The organism is Mycobacteroides sp. CBMA 271 (assembly GCF_009729205.1).
Taxonomy (GTDB): Bacteria; Actinomycetota; Actinomycetes; order Mycobacteriales; family Mycobacteriaceae; genus Mycobacterium.
The window spans coordinates 212826-225028 of record NZ_VTHB01000007.1 but is presented as its reverse complement, the minus strand read 5'-3'; the positions used below and the strand labels follow the sequence as shown (position 1 = coordinate 225028).

Annotated in this window: 10 protein-coding genes; 1 reads left to right on the top strand and 9 read right to left on the bottom strand. The window is 64.9% G+C overall.

Annotation, left to right across the window (positions count from 1 at the left end; translation table 11 throughout):
• Positions 1-26: 26 nt before the first annotated feature.
• The 5 genes from car to FZI91_RS19120 form a co-directional block, all read right to left on the bottom strand.
• Complete coding sequence (car, locus tag FZI91_RS19140; RefSeq protein ID WP_155940651.1) at positions 27-3581, bottom strand: carboxylic acid reductase; 3555 nt, start codon at positions 3579-3581, stop codon at positions 27-29.
• Between the two features lie 169 nt (positions 3582-3750).
• Positions 3751-4341, bottom strand: a complete 591-nt coding sequence (locus FZI91_RS19135) for a class I SAM-dependent methyltransferase (protein WP_162525977.1) — start codon at positions 4339-4341, stop codon at positions 3751-3753.
• 56 nt (positions 4342-4397) lie between these two features.
• A complete protein-coding gene (locus tag FZI91_RS19130; protein ID WP_155940649.1) occupies positions 4398-6467 on the bottom strand; it encodes a hypothetical protein in 2070 nt (689 codons plus the stop codon).
• 134 nt (positions 6468-6601) lie between these two features.
• Complete coding sequence (locus tag FZI91_RS19125; protein ID WP_155940648.1) at positions 6602-7171, bottom strand: GNAT family N-acetyltransferase; 570 nt, start codon at positions 7169-7171, stop codon at positions 6602-6604.
• Positions 7172-7210: 39 nt separating this feature from the next.
• Entirely contained in the window at positions 7211-8716 is a 1506-nt protein-coding gene (locus FZI91_RS19120) for an MFS transporter (protein WP_155940647.1), read from the bottom strand.
• Between the two features lie 105 nt (positions 8717-8821).
• Here FZI91_RS19120 and FZI91_RS19115 point away from each other — a divergent pair, with 105 nt between their 5' ends.
• Positions 8822-9490: a TetR/AcrR family transcriptional regulator gene (locus FZI91_RS19115; RefSeq protein WP_162525972.1), complete on the top strand. Its 669-nt coding sequence runs from the start codon at positions 8822-8824 to the stop codon at positions 9488-9490.
• Here the strand turns inward: FZI91_RS19115 and FZI91_RS19110 are convergent.
• The 4 genes from FZI91_RS19110 to FZI91_RS19095 form a co-directional block, all read right to left on the bottom strand.
• Positions 9485-9853, bottom strand: coding sequence for a hypothetical protein (locus FZI91_RS19110; RefSeq protein WP_155940646.1), 369 nt, complete (start codon positions 9851-9853; stop codon positions 9485-9487). The two genes, FZI91_RS19115 and FZI91_RS19110, sit on opposite strands and share 6 nt — an antisense overlap.
• Positions 9854-9907: 54 nt before the next feature.
• A complete protein-coding gene (locus FZI91_RS23755; protein WP_162525971.1) occupies positions 9908-10300 on the bottom strand; it encodes a hypothetical protein in 393 nt (130 codons plus the stop codon).
• The gene (locus FZI91_RS19105) at positions 10297-11379 is read right to left on the bottom strand and encodes a M48 family metallopeptidase (protein WP_162525970.1); all 1083 of its coding nucleotides are present in this window, start codon (positions 11377-11379) and stop codon (positions 10297-10299) included. Before FZI91_RS19105 ends, FZI91_RS23755 begins: the two co-directional genes overlap by 4 nt.
• Before the next feature lie 157 nt (positions 11380-11536).
• Positions 11537-12175 carry an FMN-dependent NADH-azoreductase gene (locus FZI91_RS19095; RefSeq protein ID WP_155940644.1) on the bottom strand — a complete coding sequence of 213 codons (639 nt, stop codon included), beginning with the start codon at positions 12173-12175 and terminating at the stop codon, positions 11537-11539.
• Positions 12176-12203 lie beyond the last annotated feature (28 nt).

The following is a 12203-nucleotide window of genomic DNA, read 5'->3' as shown; positions in this document are numbered from 1 at the left end:
GTGTAAGCGCATGGGCTCGCCTGGACCTACAGCAGCCCCAACTGCTCCAGGTCCTTGGCGTATTTGACGATCAACGGTTGGGACAGGTGCGGAATGTCGGTGGTGCCGTCATGGCCCACAGGACCGATGCCCGCGGCCTGCACCGCATGCTGGAACTGCTTGGCCGGAACGACGCCGTGGTCGTCGGCACCCTGGGGCTGCCCGAAGGCGTGTAGCAGCGGCAGCAGTGAGTGTTGCTTCTGTTTTTCGGGCAGGCCGCGGATGGCGGTGTCGAAGCGTGCGAACCACTCGCTGTAATTGTCGATGCGCTGGATGGGATATCCGGCGTCGACGAGCCAGTCGACGAAGTTGTCCAACGAGATTCCGTCGGCATGCGGGTTCACGCAGTCATAGGTCACAAAGCCCTCGGCGCCGTCAGCCACCTGTATGCCCAACGTAGTGATGGCCTCGGAAGTGAAGTCACCGGGCAGCCCGTCATAGTGCGCTCGCGGACGCTCGGCGGTCGCCTGTGCTTGGTAGAACGAGCCGGGGGCGATGCCGGTGGCGATCACGCTGAGGATCAGGCGGGTGAATTGGTCGGGGACATTGAGTTGTCCGGTGTAGCGGCTGTGAGCCAGGATCATGTCCGAGCGGAACACCGCGACGGGCAGGCCACAGAGATCGTGTGCCTCGCGCAGCAGCACCTCGCCGGCCCACTTGCTGTTCCCGTAGCCGTTCGCGTACAGCTCGTCGACAGGGCGCACCGCACTGATGAGCCGGATATCGGACTCTTCGTCGAAGGTCGTCGGATCGACATATGCCGCGACCGCCACCGTCGACAGGTACGTGACGGGCTTGATCTTGGTGGTCAGTGCCAGCTTGATGATCTCGCCGGTACCCACGACGTTCGGCCCGAACAGCTGGTTGTAGGGCAGCACGTGGTTCACGAGCGCGGCCGGGTGCACGATGAAATCGACAGTGTCGGCCAGGCGCTGCCAGGTGTCGGCGTCCAGACCCAGGTTCGGGTCGCCGATATCGCCGGCCAGCACCTCCAGGCGTTTGTCCGCCAGCGACCGGAAGTGCGCAAGTAGTTCAGCGTCACCGGTGTCGAAGGCGTCTTGCAAGCGCCGGTAGGCGGCGTCGGCATCCTTGCCGCGGACGATGACGATCAGCTTGCCGCCGGTCTTGTCCAGGCGCTCAAGCCATTCCAGCGCCAGATAGTGGCCCAGGTAGCCGTTGGACCCGGTAAGCAGCACGGTCTGCGGGACCCCGACCGCCCTGGGTAGTGATGGGGCGGCCTTGAGAGTGGCCTCATCGATGAACTTGTCCAGCGTGAGCTCGGCGGCACGGATCTCGGTGTGCCCGGCGCCGTGCACCGTTTCGGCGGTGGGGCGCGTAGAACCCGAATGACGTTGATTGTCAATGAATGTCGCGATACCGCTCAGGTCGTTTGCGGCGCTGACGATTACGCCGACCGGCACCTCAACACCGAAGATGTCGCGCAGCAGATCCGAGAAAGACAGTGCAGAAAGGGAATCCCCGCCCAGATCGGTAAAATGAGCGTCCTCGGACAGTTCGGCCGACGAGACGCCGAGCAGTGCCTGTGCGGCCTTGAGTACGGTCTCCAGAGCGGGCTTATCGGGGTCGATGCCGTGCAGCGCCTTGAGCTCGGCTGACTGCTGCTCGGCGATATCGGTGTACATCTGCTCTAACCGATCGCCATAGTGCGTCTTGAGATTCGGGCGTGCCAGTTTGGCAATCCCGGTGAGCAGACCATTGCCCTGGGTGAAGGGCTGTGGCTCGACGATGAAGTCGCGCGGGACCTCGTAGGACTGCAGCTGGATCTCTTTAGCGATGTCCTGCAGCGAGTCTGCAATGGCTACCTTGAGTGCCGTTTCGTTACCGTTGGCGGTCGCGACGGCCTCGGGCGTCGGGACCACGACAGCCAATAGATAGGACCGCTCGCTGCTGCCGTACACGTAGATCTGGTGCACCACAGGGCTGTTGGCGTACTCGGCCTCCAGGTTGGCGATCGCCACGAACTCACCTTGGGAGAGCTTCAGGACATTGTTGCGACGGTCGATGACCGCGATGTTGTCGTGGGCGAGCTCGGCGACGATATCGCCCGTCATGTAAAAGCCGTCGGGATCGAAGACGCCGGCGGTCACCTCGGGGCGCTTGTAGTAGCCGAGGAACATGCCGTCGGTCTTCAGGAGCAGCTCGCCGCGCGGATGCGGCTGGTCGGTGGAGAAGTAGCCCAGCTCGGGCACGTCGACGAGCTTGTACTCGATCACCGGCGGGCGCTGCACGATGCCGTCGCGGAACACCATGCCGGCCTCGGTGGACCCGTAGCCGTCGGTGAGGTGTAGCTCGAAACAGGACTCGATGAACTCGCCCAGCTCCTCGGACAGCGGGGCCGAGCCCACCATGACCGCCAGCACCCGGCCACCGAACAGATTGTCGCGAATCTCGGCCTTGACCTGGGCGGCTACCGCATCAGCGTCTGTGTCATCGCCGGCGAGTCGTCGGTCCACCTCGGTCTGGAACCGCTGGAAAACCATGTCGCAGACTCTGGGAACCAGGGCGAGCGCGGTGGGCCGGATCAGCTCCATATCCTCGAAAAGCGTTGACATGTCACTGGATGCGGCGAAGTAGCCCAGGCCACCGGTCGACAGGGTGGAGGTCAGGGTGCCGCGGCCCATGATGTGACTCATCGGCATGAAGTTCAGGCCGATCATCGGCAGGTTCTCGGTCCCGGCCATGACGTCTTCACGAATCCACCAGCGGCGCACGATGTTTTCGCTGTGCATGGCGCCCTTCGGGGCTCCGGTGCTGCCGGAGGTGTAGATGAGCAGCGCCAGCGGATCGTCACCCGGGGCGTACAGCGGGGCCGCGGGAAGTTTTGCACCACGGGCGATCACGGAAGCGAGGGTCTCGATAGCGATGCCGGTTTCCGCGAGATGGGCGCTTGCCGCCTCGAAGGCCTCCCGCTGGTCATCGACCTCGGGGGTGTAATCGAACACCACGACCTGTTTGATCGACGGGGTGGCAAGTACGGATTCCAGTGCGGTACCCAGCAATTCGACGCTGACGGCCAGGGTATTGGGCTGGGCCTCGGCGAGGATGGTGGTCCACTGCGATGTGGGTGCGCTGGTTTGCAACGGTACCGCGACGCCACCGAGAATCATGATCGCCAGATCCAGCACGGTGTAGTCGATGCTGGTGAATCCGAGGGTGGCGACCAGATCTCCGCCCCTAACGGGATGAGCCGGGTCACGGTGCCAGGAGGCGGCGACAGAGGTTGTGCGGGACCATAATTCGCCGTAGGTGATGGTGTCGAAGCGGGGGAGCAGGCGCAGGGTGGCGCGTCCGTCGTCGTCGGCGACCAGTTCGCGCGCACGCTCGCCGAGGGCGGGGCGCTCGGCGTATCCAGTCATGAGGGTCGCGATGGCCTCGGAGAGGTGCAGGCCCGGGCGCAAGACCGCCTGGGCGACGGCGGGATCGGGCCGGGTGTCACGGAACTGTGGATCGCTCTCGCGCAGGGTCTCGATACGCCGGGACAGCCGCTCCAGCTGCGGGTCGGTCACGTTGGTCACGGTCATGGGGCAGCCTCGAATCGACAGGGTGGTCTAGGGGAGTCTGAAAATCAGATTACCTAAACTAACGATATATCTAGATATGGTATTCCTCACACCTGTCAATACAACACGTGCCGCAGTGTGACGAGGTAAATCGGCTCGAAGGCCTCGTCACACGGCTGCGCGATGCGCGCTACGCAGTTTCCGTTCGGGTGAACTCCACGATGTCGCGCCAACGGCTTCCGGCTGCGGACGCGAAGGTGAAGCCCTCCGGTTCGGCGAGTGCACGTAGTTCGGGGATTCCCAGGCGATCGGGGTCGAGGAAGATCTCGTGGAAGACCAGCCTCCCGCCGGGTTTCAGGACCTTGCGCAGCGATTGGATGCATGCCGTCTTATCTGGAACCTCACCGATCACGCTGGAGAGGAAGGCGACGTCAAAGGTGTTGTCGGGGAAGGGAAGCCCGTTGCTGGCATCGCCCGAATGAAATCCCACGGTTCGGTATCCGGCACGGTCGAGCTTGCGTTTGACCTTCTTGAGCATCTCGGGCTGCACGTCAAACAGGTCGAGATGCCCGGAGGGGAGTCGTTGGGCAATCTCCGCACTGAAGGCTCCCGGCCCCGGTCCGATCTCCAGCACTCGTTCGCTACCGCGCAGCGCCAACCGCTCGGCTACCCCGGCGGGATTCGCGAATTTTCGGTGAATCGGATTGTCGAGCAGGAAGGCCGCCTGGTGCGGAAAGGGGAAGTCGCCGACCCGGCGCACCTGGCGTATTGCGGTGTCCATCCATGTTGTAGGCATGAAGTAAGGGTACCCTTACTCGACCTTGGCTGGGGGCCTTGCTAGTGAGAGCCGCGCCCGCTGCCCGGTGACTGCGCGGGTGTGCTGTACGTCGGCGCTTCGCGTGTAGGTGCTTCCCGTGTCGGAGCTTCCTGTTCCCGCGTCGGTCGTTCCCGGGTCACGGGCGCCTCACGTTCCACGGGTGCTTGCTTCACCGGAGCCTCGGCCGTCGGTTGCGGGGCGGGTTCCACGGTCGCGCGCGGCGCGGGTGTCTCGTATGTCGGGGCTTCGTACGTGGGGGTTTGGTACGTCGGGACTTCGTGTGTCGGCGTGGTCCGCTGCTTGGTCGGTTCCGGCGCGACCGACGGCTCGGACGTCTCGACCGGTGGCGTGGTCACGGTCTGATGCGGTGTCGCCGGAGTCACCGGTGTGACGGGCGCCGGGGTGGTGACCGGTGTCGATGGCTCGTCCTTTGGCGTGGGCACCGGGGCTGCCGAGCTGGGTGCCGGGGTCGGCACACTCGTCGCGTCCTTGGGGGGAGCCGCAGGTTCGGACGTCGGGGTCGGCGAGTGTGACGGCGTCGTCGACGGCGCCGGGCCGGTGGTGCTCGTCGTCGCGCGCGGCTCGGTGGAGGGAGCCGGCGTGAGCGGCGGAACCGTAGGAAGTGACGGGGGTGTGAAATCCGCGGGCACTTCCTTGGGTGGCGCCACGGGTGCCGTCACCGTCAATGCCGGTGGGGCGGAAACCTTTTCCTCGACAGGAGTCGTCGAATCCGGCGACTTCTCGGGAGCGGGTGCCTGCTTGGCGAGCTCCTTGCTGAAGTTGCGGGTCGACTTGGTCGACAGCTCCTTGATGAGATCTCCCGACGGGCGGGCCGTCTTGTCCTCGGCCAGGAACTGCGCCAGCGACGCATCCAGGTTCACCACCGGCTCGGTCAGGACCGGGCGATCGGCGACGCGAGCCACGGGGGACCAATCGCGCTCTAACGGGTTGTCCCAGTTGCGATTGAGGTTCCAGTCCCGATATTGGGCGGGGTCGATTCCGTGCGACTGGTCCCAGAGGTTGCGACTGAACACCGGGTTGGTGTTCTGGAACTTCCACTCGTAGTACTGCCGGAACGGGTGGTGCCTGTCGTACCAACCCTGGTCACGGGGGTCGTCGTCGCGGTACTGGCCCCATTCGTTGCGGCCATCCCGGTCGCGGCCGTCGCGGTTGTATCCGCCCCAGTTGTAACCGTCCCAGTTATAGCTCCAGCGGTCATAACCCCAGCGGTCATAACCCCACCGGTCATAACCCCACCGGTCAAATCCCATGAAGTCATAGCCGTACCGGTTGAATCCGGACAGGCCCCAGTTGAACCAGTCCACGACGTTGTATCCATAGAGCAACATCCACGACGGGTCGAACCCGCCGAGATCGCCCAGGTTGGGAGTCAGGGGCGGAGCCATGGGTGCCGGCCAGTCGGCCACCGGGTCGACGGGGATGCCGGGAGGCGGGGGAGCCCAGTATGTCTGCGGAGCGGGGGCGGGTCCGCTGGCAGCGGCGGCGTAACCCCAGCTCGGCGGTGGTGACGGCGCACCTACCGGTGAGGCGTTGGCGGCCAGATTCGCGTCGGCGTTCACGCCCGGGGGTGCGGGCAACGCGGGCAGCTGTTGGGCCTGCTCAGGGGTGTACTGGCGCAGCTGTTGGTTCAGCTGCATGTAGAGGTTCTGCAGCGAGGTGCGCTGATCGGAGGCGGAGACGAACTCCAGTCCCCGCTTAGCTTCGTTCAGTGAGGTGCGGGCCTCGCTGAGCTGATCGGAAGAAGGCTGCTTGCCGTTCCCGAGGATGTCCTGAGCGTTCTTGAGCTGGGAGACCACCGCGCGCACGGCGACGTCTTGGGAATGGGTAGGGAAGGCGGTCCTGTTCAATGCCCACAGTGAACCGCCGGGCTGGGCGCCGTAGGCGGCTCCGAGAACCACCGCGATCAGCAGGCCGACGAGCGTTCCGAAGGCCGCGGCTCGCAGCTGGGACTCGCCCGGGGTGAACTTGCTCCACCGCGTGGGCTGCTCGGGGGCGTCTGTGTCCTCGCCGGGAAAGTCCAATATCCGCATCGACGTGTCTGCTGCGTCGGCAGGCGGAACAGTCGTCATCTCAACCTTCTGTGCTACTGGCTACCACTACTAAATACCCCCCCGACTCTAGGTATTCCATCGCCACCATAGGCGCGACCGTTACCGATTCTCAGGAATCTGGCAGGCCCCTCATCAGGATCTTTGCGGCGCAATCAGTCTCGATACATGGCCCACAGGCTCGGACCGGTGGACGTCGGTTTGATTTCTTCAACCACCTTGAAGCCGAATCGTTCGTACAACGGATTGTTTCGGATGTTGGAACTCTCCAGGTATGCGGGCCCCTCGATCTGATCGATCTGATGTTTGAGGAGCTCGGACCCGATGCCCTTGCCGGGGACCGCGGCCCCGATGGTCGCCAGGTACCAATGCGGGTGCTTGGGGCGCACGGCGGCGGCGGCCCGGGCGACGGCCACGCCGCGGAGGACACCCAACCGGATTGCGCCGAGCAGGATCGGGATGGCCCGCGTTCTCTGGGCGGCGGGCGGTTCCCAGCTCGGTGGATCCCAGTGGGCCGCCCCGACGGCCACGCCGTCCTCGTACAGCAGGTACGCGCCTTGTCCGGATCCATGCAGGGCCAGCGAGATCCCACGGAACATCGCCTCGTCGCGCCGAGGGTCGGCGTTGACCCAGCGGACCACGGGATCCTCGGCGAATGCCGTGGCGATCACGCGGTGGGCCGTGGCCTCGTTGGTGGAGTCGATGTCTCGGATCTCGCGGGTCATACGTGTTCTACGAGTCCGGACCCTCGAAGGTTCCCGCGATCAGTTATCCGCGCGGCGCATCACGAGAGCCGCCGCGATCGCGGTGCCCACGAGCAGGAGCGTCGATAGCCCGGCCACGGCGTGGATGCCATCGGTCCATCCGGTCCTGGCGAGCTCGGCCACGGCCACGCCTGCGTCACCACCAATGTCCTTGGCACGGGTCATGGCTTGCCCGAGCGTCTCGTGCACATGAGTGCGTGTCGTGAAGACCGCCGAGGCGAGCGCGCCGAACAATGCCAGCCCGAACGCGGTCCCGAGCTCGAAGCTCATCTCCGAGATGCCCGTCGCCTGCCCGGCCCGTTCGGTGGGGGCGGCATTGAGCGCGACGGCGGAGACGAAGGTGAACATCACCCCGGCGCCCGCGCCGACGATCACCGTTGCCGCGATGTAGACGCCCACCGGTCCGTGCGGGCCCAGCCCCAGCAGCACTGCATTGCCGACGGCCATCGCCAACAGCGAGACCACGAACGTCCAGCGCTCCCCGAGTAGACGTTCGATGCGCGCCGCGTCCATGGAGAAGTAGGCGACCGTGACCGCCATCGGCACGCCTAGGAAGGCCGCCGCAAGCACATCGAACCCGAGTACCGACTGTAGGTAGAGCCCGGTGAGGTAGGTCGTGGCACCGAAGGTGGCCATCGCGGCGATGGTGCCGACGATCGCCACGCTGAAGGTCCGGTTGCGGAACAAGTCGAGTGCCAGCAGCGGGTGCGGGTTACGCATCTGTTGGCGAGCGAACACCGTGAGGGTGACCACGCCGAGCATGCCGGTGACCGCAACTGATGGCGAGAAACCATGTGTTGCCACGGCTTTCACGGCGTACACCAGCGTCATGATGCCGATCATGGACAGCGCGACGCCGGCGAGGTCGAAGGGCTCCCGCACCGGGTTGCGATACTCGGGGATGAGCGCGTTCGCGGTCAGTAGCAGCACTATCAGTACCGGCACGTTGATGAGGAATACCGAGCCCCACCAGAAGTGGTGCAGCAGCATGCCGCCGATAACCGGTCCGACGGCCGCGCCGAAGGAGAAAGCCGCCGCCCAGATGCCCACCGCGAGCGCCTTCTGGCGGGCGTTCGGGAACATGACGCCGATGAGAGCCAGGCTGGCCGGCAGCAGAGTTGCCCCGCCCACGCCCATCAACGCGCGGGCCGCGATCAGCGCCAGCGGTGTGGGGGCGAAGGCGGCGAGCACCGAGGCGGCGCCGAAAAGAGTTGCACCCCACAGCATGAGGCGGCGACGTCCCCACCGGTCACCCAAATTGCCCATGGTGATGAGCAGTCCGGCGAGCAGGAACCCGTACACGTCGAGGATCCAGAGCTGCTCGGCGGCTGAGGGATTGAGTGACTCGGACAGCCGTGGCATTGCCAAGAACAGGACCGAGACGTCCATGGACACCAGGAACACGGGCAGCAGGAGGGTGGCCAGTCCGAACCACGTGCGGCGTCCGGCGCGGGTGCCCTCGGGGGCGGTCGCGTTTTCGGGCGCAGTGGGCTTGTAGCTGGTCATGGGGTATCGCTCCGGTATATATTTCGCGCGTACGGCGTACGCAGCAGACGGGTACACTGTACGCACATTGGTTCTTCTGGTCAATCGAATTGAGGGGTGAGCGTCGTGACGGAACCGCGCCTAACGCTGGAATCGATTGTCGCCAAGGCGATTGCGATAGCCGATTCGGACGGCCTGGCCGGAGTCTCGATGCGCAAGATCGCCGACGCCCTCGGCGTGGGAGCGATGTCGCTCTACCGCCACGTCGCCGACAAGGACGCGCTTCTGATTGAGATGACGGCGGAAGTGACGCGACGGTTCGCCTATCCCGAGAACATGATGGGCGACCCGGACTGGCGGGCCCGGGTGCGCGTCGCGGTCGACTATGACTTCAACCTCTACAGCACCCATCCCTGGGTGTTGCTGGCCTATGCGGTGCCGCGCGCCGGGATGCAGCCGGACACGCTTGGCTGCTTCGACTGGCTGTTGGAGGCATTCGGTCATCTCGGGGCGCAGCCGCCCGAGGCGGCCGAGCTGGTGTTCCAGGTGTGGTGCTATTCGCAGGGTGTGGGGCTGGGCGCGGTGGGCGGGCAGCTCGTCTCGCCGGGTGCGCGCACCGATTTCTCGGGTTTGTCGGAACTGATCGCGGGCAATGCCGGTGTGCCGGAGTCTCCGCGGTTGGCCGCACTCGTGGGACTGGGCGACCTTCCGCAGGTGACTAATCCGCGCGAGGTGATCATCAGGGGTGTCGAGATCCTGTGCGACGGCATCGCGCGGCGCTACGAAAAGCTATAGGTACGTGGTGAGAACGTCGGCCTCGGCACGCAGCCGCTCGGCGGCCTGCACCTGCCCGAGCGTGCCATAGCGAGCAGCCTCGGTGGCACGGTCGTCGATCTGCGTCTGCAGGATGGCCCGTACGTCGGTGGGGGAGAGTACGCGCCGGGCCGCTTCGGCAGCACCGAGACCCGTTGCCGCGCCTGCGATGTGTGCGTGACTCGGGGTGGTGTTCGATGTCTGGTCCACGGACTCGGCATTGTCGATCGCGGCGATGGCCGTCCGCAGCGCGCTGACGGCGCGGCTGTTGCGAGCCTTCATCGCGACGGCGAGATCGGCGCGCATGGCGGCGCGCACCGTGTGGGGGTCGTGGGTAGATGTCATGGGATATCGAGCGTATCGAAGCGGAACGGCGATGGCCACCGAAAACCGGCGGTGTCAATCGAATACGGGCAGGCCAACGCCGTCGTCGTACTCCACAACGTCCACCTCCGCGACGGTGCCGCCCGGTGTTGCGAGGATCCATCGTTCACCCGATTCGGCGTTCGCATCCTCGACGTCAAAGATCACGCGTTGACGCAGTTCGTCGGCGATGGCTTGCGCCACCGCCTCTTGGGGTCGGGTTACCGGCGAGGTGGGTGGCCAGATGATGCACAGCCCCATCTCGAATCCGTCCGTGTACTGGGTTATTTGGAGGTATCCGTCCGCATCATCGACGGGATGGTCGTCGGACTCCAAGAGGAGGCCGCACGCCGTCGCGCAGGCGCGCAGCACCGACGCAGCGGAGGCCGGCCGCTCCACGAAGAAGTTCATGTAGTTCTGGTCGGTCATGATTCGTCGTCGCGTGCTTGGTCTTCGCCTGCAGGGTTGCGCCACTCGGAGAACCGACGTCGCACGTCTGACGCGACATCGGTGACGCCCTGTCCGACGACGTTCACGACGCCGTCCAGGGTGGATCCGAAGTTGCGCAACGCGGAAATCAGCGGATCGGTCGAGGAATCGAAGTTGTCCTTGTATGACTTTGCCGCGGAACGGAAATCGGCGCCCAGGTCCGTCTGCGCATCGTCCTCGCGCAGCGGATAGCTTCCGCCGAGGATCACTCCATAGTCTCCGCGGTCGATCCATTTGCTCAGTTCGGCGGCCCGCAGCACCGAGAAGGGATGCGACTGAAGTTCGAGATTGAGCAGCTTGAGCACGCCGTCGCGCATGTCGCCGGTGCGCTCGTACTCGGCGGCCTGCGCCAGGAAGCGCTGGGTGTCCATCTCGTCCAGGCGGGAGCCGCCGGCCAGCTTCATCTCCACTCGGATGGCGGTGTCCACGTCCTGCCCGCAGAGCATCCCGGCACGGTCTCCGGAAAGCTCCGACTTGCGCTGCCACTCCATCAGCGCGGCGACGATGGCGCGCACGGCCCATCCGCCGATCGGCATCCAGCCGATGTTCCCGGCGAGGCGCATCAGGTGCATCAGCATGGTGCGGTAGACCGCGTGCCCGGAGAGGGCGTGGCCGAGCTCGTGGCCCACGATGAAGCGCAGTTCCTGTTCGTTCAGCAGATCCAGCAGGGCCGAGGTGAGGACGATGAACGGGCGGTCCATGCCGATGGTGAAGGCATTGGCATACGGCCCCTGAATGACGTACAGCTCCGGAGTCTCCGGGGCATCGAGGATGCGCGCACAGTCGTTGAGGGTGTCGTGCAGCGTGGCGAACTGCCGGTCGTCGACGCGGATCGCGGTGGCCAGATACATCAGCCGGTGCTGACGTTCGCGCAGCAAGGCGGCCAGTGCCTTGAGGACAGTGTCAAAGCCCTTCAGGCTGCGCAGTGTTTGCAGCGCGGCACGATCAGCGGGATGTTCCCAGGCGCGGGTGCTAATTCCGGGAAACTCGACATACGTGCGAGTGGGCAGATCGGACATAAATTCAACCTATCTGGTTACCGTGAATAACGCTCGTGATCGGAGCGGTTCTGGACGGCGACAGGTGTTAGCGGATGCCCTGTGGGCAGTGCCCGTGTCGAAGTCATGGGTCCCCCCCGGTTTTGCTTCTTGCTAGTCAGACGATTGTGCGACCGACTTAGTTCCCGGTGGGGGTGATCGTCGCACCGTGCTCGCGTGCGCGGTGCAGGGACTTCTCCCGAAACCGCTGGCGGGCCTCGTCGCTCCACCGTGTGGTCGGTTCGAACACCAGGGAGTCCACGGTGTACCCCAGCATGGTGAAGACGTACTCCAGGTACGGCTGCTGAAAATCGAGCAATTCGGGACTGCGGCCGTCATAGGCGCTACTGCGGGTGAGGATCAGGTGAACCGGTTTGCCGTTCCCCAGTACGCCGATATGTGTGCCGTTCTCGTCCAGGCTGAAGCTGAGCCGGGGCTGCACGATGACATCGATCCACGCCTTCAGCGGATAGGGCACATTCCAGTTCCACATCGGTGAGGAGATGACAATCCGGTCAAACCGACGTACCCGCTCCACCTCGTCGACGATGTCCTGCCATATCTGAACCTGATTGGCGGTGAGGTCTTTTCCGAACATCGGCGCCAACTTCGCGGTGGCGGCCTCGGCGCCGAATTGTGGGAACTCGGAGTTCCATAGGTTGAATCGCTCCACGTCTCCCGTCGCCGAGGGATCCGCAGCGTCGATGAATTCCGCGGCGAGGGCTGAGGACAGCGAGTTCTCGCCGTTCGGCGAGGCTTCCACCCATAACGTCTTCATCAGATCGCCTCAGCCTGCGGCAATTCCA